Origin of the sequence: Acinetobacter sp. YH12226, from assembly GCF_013417805.1 — a bacterium.
GTDB lineage: Bacteria > Pseudomonadota > Gammaproteobacteria > Pseudomonadales > Moraxellaceae > Acinetobacter.
On the sequence record NZ_VPDG01000003.1, the window covers coordinates 227,006 to 242,376 of the forward strand.

General features: G+C 44.5%; 29 protein-coding genes. All 29 read left to right on the plus strand.

The genetic code is table 11. The annotated features are described in order from the left end of the window. The first annotated feature begins 84 nt into the window (after positions 1–84). Positions 85–396 (plus strand): 30S ribosomal protein S10, encoded by a 312-nt coding sequence (gene rpsJ / locus FTV08_RS05475; RefSeq protein ID WP_000070912.1) that lies wholly within the window; start codon positions 85–87, stop codon positions 394–396. A gap of 60 nt (positions 397–456) precedes the next feature. Then, the gene (gene rplC / locus FTV08_RS05480; protein WP_004645054.1) at positions 457–1,095 is read left to right on the plus strand and encodes a 50S ribosomal protein L3; all 639 of its coding nucleotides are present in this window, start codon (positions 457–459) and stop codon (positions 1,093–1,095) included. An 11-nt stretch (positions 1,096–1,106) separates the two neighbouring features. Beyond that, positions 1,107–1,709, plus strand: coding sequence for a 50S ribosomal protein L4 (rplD, locus tag FTV08_RS05485; RefSeq protein WP_004281511.1), 603 nt, complete (start codon positions 1,107–1,109; stop codon positions 1,707–1,709). Continuing rightward, positions 1,706–2,026, plus strand: a complete 321-nt coding sequence (gene rplW / locus FTV08_RS05490; RefSeq protein ID WP_004281510.1) for a 50S ribosomal protein L23 — start codon at positions 1,706–1,708, stop codon at positions 2,024–2,026. The genes rplD and rplW overlap by 4 nt, the downstream gene beginning before the upstream one ends. 11 nt (positions 2,027–2,037) lie before the next feature. Beyond that, positions 2,038–2,862: a 50S ribosomal protein L2 gene (rplB, locus tag FTV08_RS05495; RefSeq protein WP_004281509.1), complete on the plus strand. Its 825-nt coding sequence runs from the start codon at positions 2,038–2,040 to the stop codon at positions 2,860–2,862. Between the two features lie 19 nt (positions 2,863–2,881). Then, complete coding sequence (rpsS, locus tag FTV08_RS05500) at positions 2,882–3,157, plus strand: 30S ribosomal protein S19 (protein ID WP_004281508.1); 276 nt, start codon at positions 2,882–2,884, stop codon at positions 3,155–3,157. 11 nt (positions 3,158–3,168) lie between these two features. Further along, positions 3,169–3,498 (plus strand): 50S ribosomal protein L22, encoded by a 330-nt coding sequence (gene rplV, locus FTV08_RS05505; RefSeq protein ID WP_001982638.1) that lies wholly within the window; start codon positions 3,169–3,171, stop codon positions 3,496–3,498. A gap of 1 nt (position 3,499) precedes the next feature. Beyond that, positions 3,500–4,252 (plus strand): 30S ribosomal protein S3, encoded by a 753-nt coding sequence (rpsC, locus tag FTV08_RS05510; RefSeq protein WP_004281507.1) that lies wholly within the window; start codon positions 3,500–3,502, stop codon positions 4,250–4,252. A 3-nt stretch (positions 4,253–4,255) separates the two neighbouring features. Next, entirely contained in the window at positions 4,256–4,669 is a 414-nt protein-coding gene (rplP, locus tag FTV08_RS05515) for a 50S ribosomal protein L16 (protein ID WP_004281506.1), read from the plus strand. Beyond that, entirely contained in the window at positions 4,669–4,866 is a 198-nt protein-coding gene (rpmC, locus tag FTV08_RS05520) for a 50S ribosomal protein L29 (RefSeq protein ID WP_004281505.1), read from the plus strand. The genes rplP and rpmC overlap by 1 nt, the downstream gene beginning before the upstream one ends. Beyond that, positions 4,863–5,120 carry a 30S ribosomal protein S17 gene (gene rpsQ / locus FTV08_RS05525; RefSeq protein WP_004281504.1) on the plus strand — a complete coding sequence of 86 codons (258 nt, stop codon included), beginning with the start codon at positions 4,863–4,865 and terminating at the stop codon, positions 5,118–5,120. Before rpmC ends, rpsQ begins: the two co-directional genes overlap by 4 nt. Positions 5,121–5,211: 91 nt before the next feature. Then, positions 5,212–5,580, plus strand: a complete 369-nt coding sequence (gene rplN / locus FTV08_RS05530; protein WP_004281503.1) for a 50S ribosomal protein L14 — start codon at positions 5,212–5,214, stop codon at positions 5,578–5,580. Between the two features lie 9 nt (positions 5,581–5,589). Beyond that, positions 5,590–5,907 carry a 50S ribosomal protein L24 gene (gene rplX, locus FTV08_RS05535; protein WP_004281502.1) on the plus strand — a complete coding sequence of 106 codons (318 nt, stop codon included), beginning with the start codon at positions 5,590–5,592 and terminating at the stop codon, positions 5,905–5,907. A 16-nt stretch (positions 5,908–5,923) separates the two neighbouring features. After that, positions 5,924–6,460, plus strand: a complete 537-nt coding sequence (gene rplE / locus FTV08_RS05540; RefSeq protein ID WP_004645057.1) for a 50S ribosomal protein L5 — start codon at positions 5,924–5,926, stop codon at positions 6,458–6,460. Positions 6,461–6,469: 9 nt separating this feature from the next. Continuing rightward, positions 6,470–6,775 (plus strand): 30S ribosomal protein S14, encoded by a 306-nt coding sequence (gene rpsN, locus FTV08_RS05545; protein WP_004732275.1) that lies wholly within the window; start codon positions 6,470–6,472, stop codon positions 6,773–6,775. 12 nt (positions 6,776–6,787) lie between these two features. Next, entirely contained in the window at positions 6,788–7,183 is a 396-nt protein-coding gene (gene rpsH / locus FTV08_RS05550; protein ID WP_004281499.1) for a 30S ribosomal protein S8, read from the plus strand. Between the two features lie 13 nt (positions 7,184–7,196). Continuing rightward, complete coding sequence (gene rplF, locus FTV08_RS05555; RefSeq protein ID WP_004645059.1) at positions 7,197–7,730, plus strand: 50S ribosomal protein L6; 534 nt, start codon at positions 7,197–7,199, stop codon at positions 7,728–7,730. 14 nt (positions 7,731–7,744) lie between these two features. Continuing rightward, positions 7,745–8,095 (plus strand): 50S ribosomal protein L18, encoded by a 351-nt coding sequence (gene rplR, locus FTV08_RS05560; protein ID WP_005101200.1) that lies wholly within the window; start codon positions 7,745–7,747, stop codon positions 8,093–8,095. A 2-nt stretch (positions 8,096–8,097) separates the two neighbouring features. Then, entirely contained in the window at positions 8,098–8,595 is a 498-nt protein-coding gene (gene rpsE / locus FTV08_RS05565) for a 30S ribosomal protein S5 (protein WP_004281496.1), read from the plus strand. A 6-nt stretch (positions 8,596–8,601) separates the two neighbouring features. After that, complete coding sequence (gene rpmD, locus FTV08_RS05570) at positions 8,602–8,778, plus strand: 50S ribosomal protein L30 (RefSeq protein ID WP_004281495.1); 177 nt, start codon at positions 8,602–8,604, stop codon at positions 8,776–8,778. A 3-nt stretch (positions 8,779–8,781) separates the two neighbouring features. Then, positions 8,782–9,222 (plus strand): 50S ribosomal protein L15, encoded by a 441-nt coding sequence (gene rplO / locus FTV08_RS05575; RefSeq protein WP_004281494.1) that lies wholly within the window; start codon positions 8,782–8,784, stop codon positions 9,220–9,222. Positions 9,223–9,267: 45 nt separating this feature from the next. Beyond that, the gene (gene secY, locus FTV08_RS05580) at positions 9,268–10,587 is read left to right on the plus strand and encodes a preprotein translocase subunit SecY (protein WP_171054339.1); all 1,320 of its coding nucleotides are present in this window, start codon (positions 9,268–9,270) and stop codon (positions 10,585–10,587) included. 19 nt (positions 10,588–10,606) lie between these two features. Beyond that, complete coding sequence (rpmJ, locus tag FTV08_RS05585; protein WP_000867907.1) at positions 10,607–10,723, plus strand: 50S ribosomal protein L36; 117 nt, start codon at positions 10,607–10,609, stop codon at positions 10,721–10,723. Between the two features lie 105 nt (positions 10,724–10,828). Continuing rightward, positions 10,829–11,185, plus strand: coding sequence for a 30S ribosomal protein S13 (gene rpsM, locus FTV08_RS05590; protein WP_004281492.1), 357 nt, complete (start codon positions 10,829–10,831; stop codon positions 11,183–11,185). Between the two features lie 19 nt (positions 11,186–11,204). After that, positions 11,205–11,591, plus strand: a complete 387-nt coding sequence (gene rpsK / locus FTV08_RS05595) for a 30S ribosomal protein S11 (protein ID WP_004281491.1) — start codon at positions 11,205–11,207, stop codon at positions 11,589–11,591. Positions 11,592–11,603: 12 nt separating this feature from the next. Then, positions 11,604–12,230, plus strand: coding sequence for a 30S ribosomal protein S4 (gene rpsD / locus FTV08_RS05600; RefSeq protein ID WP_004281490.1), 627 nt, complete (start codon positions 11,604–11,606; stop codon positions 12,228–12,230). 16 nt (positions 12,231–12,246) lie between these two features. Then, positions 12,247–13,254, plus strand: coding sequence for a DNA-directed RNA polymerase subunit alpha (locus tag FTV08_RS05605; RefSeq protein WP_004281489.1), 1,008 nt, complete (start codon positions 12,247–12,249; stop codon positions 13,252–13,254). An 18-nt stretch (positions 13,255–13,272) separates the two neighbouring features. After that, complete coding sequence (gene rplQ / locus FTV08_RS05610; protein WP_004281488.1) at positions 13,273–13,638, plus strand: 50S ribosomal protein L17; 366 nt, start codon at positions 13,273–13,275, stop codon at positions 13,636–13,638. 217 nt (positions 13,639–13,855) lie between these two features. Further along, positions 13,856–15,346, plus strand: a complete 1,491-nt coding sequence (locus FTV08_RS05615; RefSeq protein WP_180086857.1) for an NAD(P)/FAD-dependent oxidoreductase — start codon at positions 13,856–13,858, stop codon at positions 15,344–15,346. The last annotated feature ends 25 nt before the right edge of the window (positions 15,347–15,371 follow it).

Here is a 15,371-nt window from a genome sequence, read left to right on the forward strand (position 1 = left end):
ACTGCTCTTGACACTTGCCTATATAAAGTGGGGTGAGATGCGTCAAGAGTGATTCTTTATATATTTGGCTTGGAGTTTACTGGTATGTCTAACCAGAGAATTCGTATCCGTCTTAAGTCTTTTGATCATCGCCTGATTGATCAATCAGCTCAAGAAATCGTAGAAACCGCAAAACGTACTGGCGCACAAGTGTGTGGTCCAATTCCAATGCCAACACGCATTGAACGTTTTAACGTTTTAACATCACCACACGTAAACAAAGACGCGCGTGACCAGTACGAAATCCGTACTTACAAGCGTTTGATCGACATCGTTCAACCTACAGACAAAACTGTAGATGCATTGATGAAGTTAGATCTTGCAGCTGGTGTTGATGTTCAGATCGCATTGGGTTAAGGCTTTCGGGTTAATTAACACTCTAAGTTAATTAGGCCGCTTTTTTAGAGGTTTATGCACATGGCTATTGGTTTAGTCGGTCGCAAGTGCGGTATGACACGTATCTTTACAGATGCTGGTGTTTCTGTGCCTGTTACAGTGATTGAGGTTGATCCTAACCGCATCACTCAAATCAAAACGCTTGAAACTGATGGTTATCAAGCGATTCAAATCACTACTGGTGAACGTCGCGAATCTCGCGTAACTAACGCTCAGAAAGGCCACTTCGCGAAAGCGGGTGTTGCAGCTGGTCGTCTAGTTCAAGAATTCCGTGCTACAGAAGCTGATCTTGAAGGTCGTGAAGTTGGTGGTACGCTTACCGTTGAATTGTTCCAGGTTGGTCAAGTTGTTGACGTAACTGGTCAATCTAAAGGTAAAGGTTTCCAAGGTGGTGTTAAGCGTTGGAACTTCCGTACTCAAGATGCAACTCACGGTAACTCAGTTTCTCACCGTGTTTTAGGTTCTACTGGTCAAAACCAGACTCCTGGTCGCGTATTCAAAGGCAAAAAAATGGCTGGCCATTTAGGTGCTGAACGCGTAACTACACAGGGTCTTGAGATCGTTGCTATCGACACAGAACGTTCAGTTCTGGTTGTTAAAGGCGCGGTTCCTGGTGCTACTGGTGGCGACGTAATCGTTCGTCCTACGATCAAGGCCTGAGGGGAAATAACGTGAATTTAAATACTGTTTCCGGCTCTGCTGTTGAATTATCAGAAGTTGCGTTCGGTCGTGAATTTAATGAAGCTCTTGTTCACCAAGTGGTTACAGCTTATTTAGCTGGTGGCCGTCAAGGTTCAAAAGCTCAGAAATCACGTGCAGACGTTTCTGGCGGTGGTCGCAAGCCATTCCGTCAAAAAGGTACTGGCCGCGCTCGTGCTGGTTCTATTCGTAGCCCAATCTGGGTTGGCGGTGGTAAAACTTTTGCTGCTCGTCCACAAGACTGGTCTCAAAAAGTAAACCGTAAAATGTACCGCGGTGCTATGCAATGCATCCTAGCTGAACTTGTTCGTCAAGATCGCCTAGTTTTAGTTGAAGAGTTTGCTGTTGCAGCTCCAAAAACTAAAGAATTGCTTGCAAAACTTAACGACTTGAATGCGACTCGCGCATTGATCGTTACTGATGCTGTTGATGAGAACCTGTATCTTGCTGCGCGCAACATTCCACACGTTGATGTGGTTGATGCTGCTGCAATCGATCCGGTTAGCTTGATTGCGTTCGACAAAGTTGTTATGTCTGTAGCTGCTGCTAAGAAAATTGAGGTAGAACTCGGATGAACAACGAACGTATCTATCAAGTCCTGCAAGGACCTGTATTCTCAGAAAAAGCACAAGTTTTAGGTGAAACTGCTGGTGTTCAAGTGTTTAAAGTTGCATTAAATGCAAACAAGCTTGAAATCAAAAAAGCAGTGGAACAACTCTTTGGTGTGGAAGTTGTTAAAGTTAACACGACTATCACTAAAGGTAAGTCTAAACGCTTTGGTAAAACATTAGGACGTCGTTCTGATGTTAAAAAAGCATACGTCACCCTGAAAGCTGGCCAAGATGTTGAAATGGCTGACTTGGGCGATACCGCTGAAAGCACAGCGGAATAAGGACGAGAATTATGCCTATTCAAAAATGTAAGCCAACGTCTCCAGGACGTCGCTTTGTAGAGAAAGTGGTTCACGATCACCTTCACAAAGGCGCACCATACTCTCCGTTGGTTGAAGCTAAAAAACGTACTGGCGGCCGTAATAACAACGGTCACATCACGACTCGTCACGTTGGTGGCGGTCACAAGCAACACTACCGTCTAGTTGACTTTAAACGTAATAAAGATGGTATTCCTGCAACTGTAGAGCGTATCGAATACGATCCTAACCGTACTGCACACATTGCACTTGTATTGTATGCTGACGGTGAGCGTCGTTATATCATCGCTCCTAAAGGCCTTCGTGCTGGCGATAAAGTACAGTCTGGTAACGATGCTCCAATTCGTCCAGGTAACTGCTTGCCGCTTCGCAACATGCCTATCGGTTCTACTCTTCACAACATCGAACTTAAAATCGGTAAAGGCGCGCAGTTAGCTCGTTCAGCTGGTACTTCAGTTCAGCTGTTGGGTCGTGACGGTTCTTACGCTATCGTTCGTCTGCGTTCAGGCGAGATGCGTAAAATTCACGTTGAATGCCGTGCTGTGTTAGGTGAAGTATCTAACTCAGAAAGCAACCTTCGTTCACTAGGTAAAGCTGGTGCATCACGCTGGCGTGGTGTTCGTCCTACCGTTCGTGGTATGGCGATGAACCCAGTTGACCATCCACATGGTGGTGGTGAAGGGCGTAACAAAGGTATTCAACCTGTAAGCCCATGGGGTCAAAAAGCTAAAGGGTACAAGACACGTACCAATAAGCGTACGACTAAGATGATTATTCGCGACCGTCGCGTTAAGTAACAAGTAAAGGAATCTGACAATGCCTCGTTCTCTGAAAAAAGGCCCATTCGTCGATGCGCACTTGTTCGCTAAGGTTGAAGCGGCTATCGCGGCTAATAACCGTAAGCCGATCAAAACTTGGTCGCGTCGTTCGATGATCCTCCCGGATTTTGTTGGTTTAACAATTTCTGTACACAATGGCCGTAACCACGTTCCTGTGATCGTTTCTGAGCACATGGTTGGTCACAAGCTTGGTGAATTTGCACCAACTCGTACCTATCGCGGTCACGGTGTTGACAAGAAATCTAAACGTTAATGGGTGCTATGATGGAAGTAACTGCTAAATTACGCGGTGCCGCTATCTCGGCACAAAAAGCTCGTTTGGTTGCAGATCTTATCCGCGGCAAATCTGTTGCGCACGCTCTTAACATCCTTAACTTCAGCAACAAAAAAGCTGCAGTTCTAGTTAAGAAAGCGTTGGAATCTGCGATTGCAAACGCTGAACACAATAACAGTTTAGATGTAGACGACCTTAAAGTTTCTACGATCTACGTTGATGAAGGCATGAGCCTGAAACGTATTATGCCACGTGCTAAAGGCCGTGCAGATCGTATTACTAAGCGTACTTGTCACATCACCGTTAAGGTAGGGGTTTGATATGGGTCAGAAGGTTCATCCAATCGGTATCCGCCTAGGTGTTGTGAAACGTCATAACGCTAACTGGTATGCGAATCCGAAACAATACGCTGAATACTTGCTTAAAGATCTTCAAGTTCGTGAGTTTTTGATCAAAAAACTTAAAAACGCGATGATCAGCAACATTCTTATCGAACGCCCTACGGGCGCTGCTAAAGTAACTATTAGCACTGCTCGTCCAGGTATCGTAATCGGTAAAAAAGGCGAAGATATTGAGAAACTACAACGCGAATTAACATCTATTATGGGTGTTCCTGCGCAAGTAAGTATTAATGAAATTGATCGTCCAGACTTAGACGCGCGTCTAGTTGCTGAAGCTATCGCTTCTCAATTAGAAAAACGTGTAATGTTCCGTCGTGCTATGAAGCGTGCGGTACAAAACACAATGCGTGCTGGTGCTAAAGGTATCAAAGTAGAAGTTTCAGGCCGTTTAGGTGGTGCTGAGATTGCTCGTACTGAGTGGTATCGTGAAGGTCGTGTACCTCTACATACGCTTCGTGCAGATATCGACTATGCGACTATGCGTGCTGAGACTACTTACGGTACGATCGGTGTTAAAGTTTGGATCTTCCGTGGTGAGATCTTGGGCGGCATGAAACAAGTCATGAACCCAGCTCCAGCTGAAGAACGTCCAGCTAAACGCGGTCGTGGTCGTGGTGAAGGTCAAGAGCGTCGTGGTCGTCGCAATGATCGTTCTGCTGAAAAAGGAGAATAATCCATGTTGCAACCTAAGCGTACTAAATTCCGTAAAGTGCAGAAAGGCCGTAACACTGGTCTAGCACACCGCGGTAGCACAGTATCTTTCGGTACTATTGCACTTAAATCAGTTGAACGTGGTCAAATGACTGCGCGTCAAATTGAAGCAGCGCGTCGTACAATTAGCCGTCGTATTAAGCGTGGTGGTAAGATCTTTATCCGTGTATTCCCGGACAAACCGATTACTTCTAAGCCTCTTGAAGTGCGTATGGGTAAAGGTAAAGGTTCTGTGGAATATTGGGTTTGCCAAATCAAACCAGGTAAAGTCTTGTACGAAATTGATGGTGTTAACGAAGAATTGGCTCGCGAAGCGTTTACGCTTGCAGCAGCTAAACTTCCGTTTAAAACCGCTATCGTGACTCGGACGGTAATGTAATGAAAACTAAAGATCTACGTGAAAAGTCGGTAGAAGAGTTGACAGCTTTGCTTGATGAGCAACAGCTTAACCAATTCCGTCTTCGTATGGCGAAAGCAACTGGTCAATTGGGTAAATCGCATGAAGTTGCACTTACTCGTCAGACTATTGCTCGTATTAAGACCCTCCTTACCGAAAAACAGGGGAACGGACAATGAGTGATAAAACAGTCCGCACGTTAACTGGCAAAGTTGTAAGCGACAAGATGGATAAATCTATCGTTGTTCTTATTGAACGCCAAGTTCAACACCCGTTGTATGGCAAATTAATCCGCCGTTCAACAAAATTACATGCTCATGATGAGAACAACACAGCGAAAGCTGGTGATGTTGTAACCATTAAAGAAAGCCGCCCAATTTCTAAAACTAAGTCTTGGACTCTAGTTGAAGTTGTTGAAGCAGCTGCTGAGTAATTAACGTTCTTGTTGCATCATCGGTCAATTTCGAGTACTCTTTGAGCCTTTCGAAATTTCGACCGGTGTTGCTCGGTTTTGGAGTAGGGCAATGATTCAGACCGAAACTATGCTCGACGTAGCAGACAACAGTGGTGCACGCCGCGTACAATGTATTAAAGTACTTGGTGGCTCGCATCGTCGTTATGCTTCTGTTGGCGACATTATTAAAGTTACTGTAAAAGAAGCAATTCCACGCGCACGTGTTAAAAAAGGTGACGTGATGAATGCGGTTGTGGTTCGTACAAAATTCGGTATCCGTCGTGCAGACGGTTCAGTGATTCGTTTCGACGATAACGCTGCTGTTATTTTGAACAACAACAAAGCGCCGATTGCAACTCGTATTTTCGGACCAGTGACTCGTGAACTTCGTACTGAACAGTTCATGAAAATTATTTCATTGGCTCCTGAAGTTCTATAAGAGGCGATCATGGCTAAGATTAAAAAAGGCGATCAAGTAATTGTGATCGCAGGTAAAGAAAAAGGCAAACAGGGTACTGTTCTGTCTGTTTCTAATGACCGTGTTAAGGTTGAAGGCCTTAACTTGGTGAAGAAGCATCAGAAGCCAAACCGTGCTACAGGCGCTGAAGGTAGCGTTGTAACTCAGGAAGCTTCGCTTCATATTTCAAACGTGGCAGTTTTTAATGCTACAACCCAAAAGGCTGACCGTGTTGGTTACCAAGTGATTGATGGCGTGAAAACTCGCGTATTCAAATCAAATGGTGAATCAGTGGCGGTAGCGAAGTAATAGGTTGATATAGGCCATGGCCAGACTTAAAACACGTTACAACGACGAACTTAAAGCTCAATTACAAGAAGTATTGGGCGTTAAGAATGTGATGGAGATTCCTCGCATCACTAAAATCACGATCAACATGGGTGTTGGCGCAGCTGCTGCTGACAAAAAACTCCTTGATGGTGCTCTTTCAGATATGCAAGCTATCGCTGGTCAAAAACCAGTACTTACGTTAGCTCGTAAATCAATCGCTGGTTTTAAAATCCGTGATGGTTGGCCGATCGGTTGTAAAGTTACTTTACGCGGCGAACGTATGTACGAATTCTTGGACCGTTTGATCTCGATTGCGATCCCTCGTATCCGTGACTTCCGTGGTTTCTCTGCGAAATCATTCGACGGTCGTGGTAACTACTCAATGGGTCTTAAGGAACAAATCATGTTCCCTGAAATCGATTTTGACAAGATTGATCGTATTCGTGGTATGGATATTACCATTACTACGACTGCTCGCACCGATGACGAAGGCCGTGCGCTTATGCGTGCATTCGGCTTCCCGTTCAAATAAGAGGTCGATATGGCTAAGAAAGGTATGATTAATCGCGAATTGAAACGCGAAGCTACTGTTGCTAAATACGCTGCAAAACGTGCTGAATTAAAAGCTGTTATTGCAAACGTAAATGCATCAGACGAAGAACGTTTCGAAGCGATGATGAAATTACAAGCATTACCACGTAATGCATCTCCAGTACGTCTACGTAACCGTTGTGGTTTAACTGGTCGTCCTCATGGTTACTTCCGTAAGTTCGGTTTAAGCCGTAACAAATTACGTGAAACAGTAATGCAAGGTGATGTACCTGGCGTTGTTAAGGCAAGCTGGTAAGGAGCACTATAGATGAGTATGCAAGATACCGTTGCCGACATGCTAACACGTGTTCGTAACGCACAAATGGCAAAGAAACAAACTGTTTCTATGCCTAATTCTAAGTTGAAGGTAGCAATTGCTAACTTACTTCAACAAGAAGGTTATATTTCAAACGTAGAAGTTGCGGATGCTGAAGGCAAACCAACTCTTACTTTGACTTTAAAGTATTTCGAAGGCAAACCAGTTATCGAAACTGTGAAGCGCGTAAGCCGTCCAGGTCTACGTCAGTATCGCGGTAAAGATGCACTTCCTAGCGTTAAGCAAGGTTTAGGTATTGCAATTGTTTCTACAAGCAAAGGCATCATGACTGATCGCGCTGCACGTGCTGCAGGCGTTGGTGGTGAAGTTATTGCTTTTGTTTCTTAATAGGTGATTCCTCATGTCTCGTGTGGCTAAAGCCCCAGTAACTGTACCTAACGGTGTAACAGTTACTCAGAACGGCCGGCAGGTCGAAGTGAAAGGCACTAAAGGTACATTGTCTTTCAACCTGCATGCGCTGGTCGAGCTTAAACAGGAAGACGGTATTCTAGCTATTGCTCCAGTACAAGAGTCGAAAGACGCTTGGATGCAAGCTGGTACTGCTCGCGCTGTGCTTAACAACCTTGTAAAAGGTGTTAGCGAAGGTTTCGAACGTAAGTTACAGCTTATCGGTGTTGGTTATAAAGCTGCGGTTAAAGGTGACGTTGTTCATCTTAACCTTGGTTTCTCTCATCCGATCGATTATGCACTTCCTGCAGGTGTAACTGCTGAAACTCCAACTGCAACTGAAATCATTCTTAAATCTGCTGATAAAGCAGCTTTAGGACAGGTTGCTGCAGATATCCGTGGTTACCGTCCACCAGAGCCATATAAAGGCAAAGGTGTTCGTTATTCTGACGAAGTTGTACTTCGTAAAGAAGCTAAGAAGAAATAAGGCGCGAGGTTCTTATGAACGAAAAGAAACAATCCCGTTTGCGTCGTGCGAAAAGCACACGCTTGCACATCCGTGCATTGGGTGCGACTCGTTTGTGTGTAAACCGCACTCCGCGTCACATCTATGCTCAAGTTATCTCTGCAGATGGTGGCAAAGTATTAGCGCAAGCTTCTACTTTAGACACTACTCTACGTGCGGGTACAACTGGTAACGTTGAAGCAGCTCAAAAAGTAGGTGCTTTAATCGCAGAACGCGCTAAAGCAGCTGGTGTTACTAAAGTTGCATTTGACCGTTCTGGTTTTAAATATCATGGTCGTATCAAAGCCTTGGCTGATGCTGCTCGTGAAAACGGCTTGGAGTTCTAATCATGGCTAAAGTTGAACAAAACGAAGGTCTTGTTGAAAAGCTGGTTGCCGTTGATCGTGTAGCCAAAGTTGTTAAGGGTGGTCGTATCTTCTCTTTCACAGCATTAACTGTTGTGGGTGATGGTAATGGTCGCGTAGGTTTTGGTCGTGGTAAAGCACGTGAAGTTCCAGCTGCTATCTCTAAAGCACTTGAAGCTGCTCGTCGCAATATGATTACTGTTGACCTTGTTGATGGTACGTTACAGCACCCAATTCATGCACGTCACGGCGCTAGCCGCGTATTCATGCAGCCTGCCTCTGAAGGTACAGGTGTAATTGCTGGTGGCGCTATGCGTGCAGTTCTAGAAGCTGTAGGCGTACGTAACGTGTTGACTAAATGCCGTGGTTCTACTAACGCTGCTAACGTAGTAAACGCAACTTTCAATGGTTTGCGTGATATGACTACTCCTGAAAAGGTTGCTGCGAAACGTGGTCTTTCAGTAGAACAAATTCAAGGGTAATCAATCATGAAAACGATTAAAGTTACCCAGACTAAATCTGCATCGCACCGCTTGAAAAATCACAAGCTTAGCCTGCAAGGTTTAGGTCTGCGTCGTATTGGTCATACTGTAGAAGTGTTAGACACACCTTCTAACCGTGGTATGATCAACCAAGTCTACTATATGGTTAGTGTAGAGGAATAAGCCATGACTCTGCGTTTAAATACAATTGCACCTGCAGAAGGTGCTAAACGTGATAACCTTCGTTTAGGCCGTGGTATCGGTTCTGGCGTTGGTAAGACCGGTGGCCGTGGTGTCAAAGGTCAAAACTCACGTAAGAGCGGTGGTACTCGTCCAGGTTTCGAAGGCGGTCAAACAGCACTTTACCGTCGTTTGCCTAAATTCGGCTTCACTAGCCAATTGGCTTTGAAAACTGCTGAAGTACGTTTATCTGAGCTTGCTAAAGTTGAAGGCGACATCGTGTCTCTTGAAACTTTAAAAGCTGCGAACGTTGTACGTAAAGACATGATCCGTGCTCGTATCGTACTTTCTGGTGAAATTACTCGTGCATTCACTGTTCAAGGTGTTGCATTGACTAAAGGCGCTAAAGCTGCTGTTGAAGCTGCTGGCGGCAAAGTCGAGGAGTAATCCCCAGTGTCTATGACTCCTAGTTCTTCAGGTCATGTCAACATGATGAAAGGCCAACCATTTCATGTGAAATACCGTGAAATTATTCGTCGAATGATGTTTCTCATTGGTGCGTTGTTGGTGTTTCGACTAGGAGCGCATATTCCAGTACCAGGCATCAATAATGCTGCGTTAGAAAACTTGTTTAATGCAAACCAAGGTACCATCCTTGGTTTGTTTAACATGTTTTCTGGTGGTGCATTAGAACGAATGTCTATTCTTGCTCTCGGGATCATGCCATACATCTCTGCGTCGATTATCGTGCAGTTGATGTCAACTGTGGTTCCTTCGCTGGAAGCTTTAAAGAAAGAAGGCGAGCAAGGCAAACGTAAAATTAATCAATACACACGACAAGGTACATTATTCTTAGCGCTGGTACAGGCGATAGGTATGTGTGCAGGCCTGATCAGTCAGGGTATTACCCTGAATACTGGTTTGGCTTTTTATGTTCCTGCAGTAACCTCACTGGTTGCGGGGACCATGTTCTTGATGTGGTTGGGTGAACAGATTACCGAGCGTGGGGTGGGAAATGGTATTTCCATGATCATCTTCGCGGGTATTGTTGCCGGATTGCCTAATCTGATTATGCAATCTTTCTCCTCTGTAGATAATGGCCAGACCAGCCTGATTGGCTTGGTAATTTTTGGTTTGTTATCTCTGGGTGTTTTGGCAGCGATCGTGTTTATTGAGAAAGCGCAGCGTCGTATTCCGGTAAACTACGCTCAAAAACAACAAGGTCGTCGTGTATTTACTGCACAGCAGACACATTTGCCATTAAAAATTAATATGGCGGGTGTGATTCCGGCAATTTTTGCCAGCTCATTACTTTTGTTCCCTGCGAGCTTAGGTCAGTGGGTGGGTAGTGCAGATCCAAATGCTGGATTTATTAAGCGTAGCCTGCAAGATGTAGCATTGGTATTGTCGCCTGGTCAGCCGTTGTATTTGGTGCTCTTTGGTGCGTTAATTATCTTTTTCTGTTACTTCTATACAGCACTGGTATTTAGTCCTAAAGAAGTGTCAGAGAACTTGAAACGCAGCGGAGCTTACGTGCCTGGTATACGTCCAGGTGAGCAAACTGCTCGTTACTTAGATCATATTCTCAATCGTTTGACTTTTATTGGCGCGATTTACATCGCAGTCATTTGTTTGATGCCGATGGTATTGCAAAGTTCATTTGGTATTCCATTCTATTTGGGTGGTACCTCTTTGCTGATTGTTGTGGTAGTAGTGATGGACTTTATGGCTCAGCTGCAATCACACCTCACTTCGCACCAATACGATAATCAAACGTTAATGAGAAAAACGACTGCTCATCCTAAGGGATAAGCGCACTTGAGGTTTCATCATGAAAGTACAAGCTTCTGTTAAGAAAATTTGTGGTAGCTGTAAAGTTATCCGTCGTAATGGGGTTATCCGCGTAATTTGTAGCGCAGAACCTCGTCATAAGCAGCGTCAAGGTTAATCTGATTAAGACCTGTTGATTTCTGTAGGCGAATTAGGTTATTATCCGCCCCTCAAGATTTTTGTGGGGCGGTTGATTATCTACTGCCTTTTTGGAGAAAATTGAATGGCTCGTATTGCCGGTGTAAACATTCCGGATAACAAGCACGCTGTTATCTCTCTAACGTATATCTTTGGTATTGGTCGCCATACTTCAAAAGCTATCTTAGCTGCTGCTGGTATTGCTCCAACGACTAAGATCCGTGAATTAGATGACGCTCAGCTTGATGCGATTCGTGCAGAAGTTGCTAAGGTTCCGACCGAAGGTGATTTACGTCGCGAAATTTCCATGAACATTAAACGTTTAATGGATTTAGGCTGCTACCGCGGTCTTCGTCATCGTCGCAGCTTGCCTGTCCGCGGTCAACGCACCAAAACTAACGCTCGTACCCGTAAAGGTCCGCGCAAACCTATTAAGAAATAAGATTTCTGGAAGCTAAAAGATGGCTAAAGATACTCGCGCACGCAAGAAGGTCACTCGTACCGTCTCTGAAGGTGTCGCACACATTCACGCTTCTTTTAATAACACCATTGTGACTATTACCGATCGTCAAGGTAATGCACTGGCTTGGGCCACTTCAGGTGGACAAGGCTTCCGTGGATCACGTAAATCAACTCCGTTCGCTGCTCAGGTAGCTGCTGAAGTTGCTGGTAAAGCTGCTTTAGACTACGGTTTGAAAAACTTGGACGTCCTTGTAAAAGGTCCTGGTCCTGGTCGTGAATCTGCGGTTCGTGCTTTAGGTGCAGTGGGTTATAAAATTAACAGCATTACCGATGTGACGCCAATCCCGCACAACGGTTGCCGTCCACCTAAAAAACGTCGCGTGTAAGGAGAAACATTCATGGCTCGTTATATTGGTCCAAAATGCAAACTCTCTCGTCGCGAAGGGACAGACCTGCAACTTAAATCAGGCGTTAAACCGTTTGATGTTAAGACAAAAAAACATGCGAAAGTTCCTGGCCAACACGGCGGGGCTCGTGGTGGTAAACAATCTGAGTACTCACTACAATTACGTGAAAAACAAAAAGTACGTCGCATGTACGGTGTTTTAGAGCGTCAATTTAGTAACTACTATAAAGAAGCTGCTCGTGTTAAAGGCGCAACTGGTGAAAACCTGTTGAAGCTACTTGAAAGCCGTCTTGATAACGTTGTTTATCGTATGGGTTTCGGTTCTACTCGCGCAGAAGCTCGTCAGTTAGTATCTCACCGTAGCATCACTTTGAATGGCCGTCGTGTTAACATTGCGTCTATCCAAGTTAAAGCGGGTGATGTGATCGCAGTTCACGAAGGCGCTAAGCAACAATTACGTATCAAAAACGCAATTGAATTAGCTACTCAACGTGGCATGCCTTCTTGGATGGAAATCGACCATTCTAAATTAGAAGGTACGTTCAAAGCTGCACCGGATCGTTCTGATTTACCTGCTGAAATCAACGAAAGCTTGATTGTAGAATTGTATTCTAAATAATCCTTGAGGAAGCAATATGACGCGTACTGCAAATGAGTTTCTAACTCCGCAAGCGATCAAGGTCGAAGCGGCAAGCGGGACCTCGGCAAAAGTTATTCTAGAACCATTAGAGCGTGGCTTTGGTCATACTCTTGGTAATGCTTTACGTCGCATCCTTCTTTCTTCTCTACCTGGCGCAGCTGTGGTAGAAGTTGAGATTGAAGGGGTCGAGCACGAGTACAGTACTTTGGAAGGCTTGCAGCAGGACATCGTCGAGCTCTTGCTGAACCTAAAAGGATTGTCGATTAAGCTGTTCGATCAAAATGAAGCTTATTTAACATTAGAGAAACAAGGTGCAGGCGACGTAACTGCGGCTGACCTTCGTTTACCTCATAATGTTGAAGTGGTTAACCCTGAACATTTGATCGGTACTTTAAGTGCCTCAGGCTCATTGAAAATGCGTCTGAAAGTGGCTCAAGGTCGTGGCTACGAGACTTCTGATTCACGCTTCCCTGAAGGCGAAACTCGCCCAGTGGGTCGCTTGCAGTTAGATGCGTCTTACAGCCCAATCAAACGTGTTTCATACACCGTGGAAAACGCGCGTGTAGAACAACGTACTGACCTTGATAAACTGATCATTGATCTTGAAACTAACGGTACTGTAGATCCTGAAGAAGCGATCCGCAAAGCTGCAACTATTTTGCAGCAACAAATTGCGATCTTCGTTGACCTTCAGAAAGATCAAGCACCTGTTGCTCAAGAGCCTCGTGAAGAAGTTGACCCAATCTTGCTTCGCCCAGTAGATGATCTAGAGCTAACTGTTCGTTCTGCTAACTGTTTGAAAGCAGAAAACATTTACTACATTGGTGATCTTGTACAGCGTACCGAAGTTGAGTTGCTTAAAACTCCTAACTTGGGTAAAAAATCGCTTACTGAGATCAAAGATGTTCTGGCTTCTAAAGGCTTACAACTCGGCATGCGTTTAGAGAACTGGCCACCGGCTAGTCTCCGTATGGACGATCGTTTCGCCTATCGTAGCCGTTAATTAAGTAGGACTATCACCATGCGTCATCGTAATAGTGGTGTGAAATTAGGCCGTACAAGCAGTCATCGTAAAGCGATGTTCCAAAACATGGCTAACTCTTTGTTCGAGCACGAGTTGATCAAAACAACTGTGCCTAAAGCAAAAGAGTTACGTCGTGTAGCTGAGCCTTTAATCACTTTAGCTAAAAACGATACAGTAGCAAACCGTCGTTTGGCGTTTGCTCGTACTCGTTCAGCAGCAACTGTTGGTAAATTATTTACCGTTCTTGGCCCTCGTTACAAAGAGCGTAACGGCGGTTATCTACGTGTTCTTAAAGCGGGCTTCCGTGCAGGTGATGCTGCACCGATGGCTTACGTTGAGCTAGTAGATCGCGAAGTTAACTAATTTCGTGAAGAATAACGCAAGTTGTTCGAAAAGGTCGGTTGAATAAACCGGCCTTTTTTAATGCCTGTATATTTTAATTTAAAGTGATTGAGTTCAACATAACTGATCTGGCCTGAAAAGATAAAAAAATAGTGGCTTTTTAATGAACTTGACATTGTGTATTGTCAGTTTTGTGATTTAATAAAAACAGATAGCATCGCTTAGGTAAAAGAACAACATGGAAAAGCAGGTAGATATTTTAATTGTGGGTGCGGGGATCTCGGGGATTGGTCTGGCAGCACATCTTTCTAAACATTGTCCGCAACGCTCTTTTGAGATTATTGAACGCCGCGAAAGTATTGGCGGAACTTGGGATCTGTTCAAATATCCGGGCATACGTTCTGATTCGGATATGTCGACTTTTGGTTTTAATTTCAAACCCTGGAAGAAAGAAAGCGTGCTTGCCGATGGCGCATCCATCAAAAATTATCTAGCTGAAGTGGTGGATGAGTTTAAGCTACAGTCGAAAATCCATTTTCAGCATCGGGTCTTAAGTGCCAATTATGATTCTACAACCTGCAAATGGTCAGTAGAGATCGAGGATGCATACGGTAAGAAGCAGATCTGGATCGCCAACTTTGTACTGGGTTGTACCGGTTATTATAATTATGATCAGGGTTTTCAGCCGGAGTTTCCAAATCAAACTGCATTCAAAGGTGAGTTTATTCATCCACAACATTGGCCGGAAAATTTAAACTATAAAGGCAAAAAGGTAGTGATTATTGGCAGTGGTGCGACCGCGATTACCTTGGTTCCTGCGATGGTTAAAGGCGGAGCAGGACATGTGACCATGTTGCAACGCTCACCGACTTATATTGCCTCTGTACCCTCGGTCGATTTTATTTATTCAAAAATGCGTAAATATCTGCCTGAGGAGGTCGCCTATAAGCTGACACGTGCGCGTAATATCGGCATGCAGCGCGGGATTTACGCTTTGGCACAGAAACAGCCAAAATTATTAAAATCGCTTTTGCTTAAATCGGTGCAACTCCAGCTGAAAGGTAAAGTGGATATGAAGCACTTTACCCCGAATTATGAACCTTGGGATCAACGTCTTTGTGTGGTGCCGGATGGAGATCTGTTTAAAATTTTACGTGAAGGACAGGCATCGGTTGCAACGGATCAGATAGAAACCTTTACCGAAACGGGAATTCAGCTGAAATCAGGTCAACATCTGGATGCTGATATTATTGTTTCTGCCACCGGTCTGAATATTCAAATCCTTGGCGGGATTCAGGCGACGATGGATGGTCAGCCTATCGATACCTCTCAGCATATGCTGTATAGAGGTATCATGGTCAGTGACATACCGAATATGGCGCTGATTATTGGCTATATCAATGCCTCCTGGACGCTTAAAATCGACATTGCAGCAGAATATATTTGCCGTCTGTTGAACTATATGGATCAGCAAGGTTATGCACAGGTAATTCCTCAGGGAGATCAGAGTGAATTGCTTCAGGATACCGTCATGGGCAGTCTCAGTTCGGGTTATATTGCCCGGGCTGCAGACGTCATGCCAAAGCAAGGCAAACAGGCTCCGTGGAAAGTCAGCAATAATTATCTGGCAGACCGTAAGGAGCTCAAACAGGCTTCGTTTGAAGATGGTGTACTGAAATTTAGAAAAAACAGTAATGCTTTAAAGCATAAACCGCGTCTGGTTTCTTAAAGTTATATCTTTGCATACAGAAAAA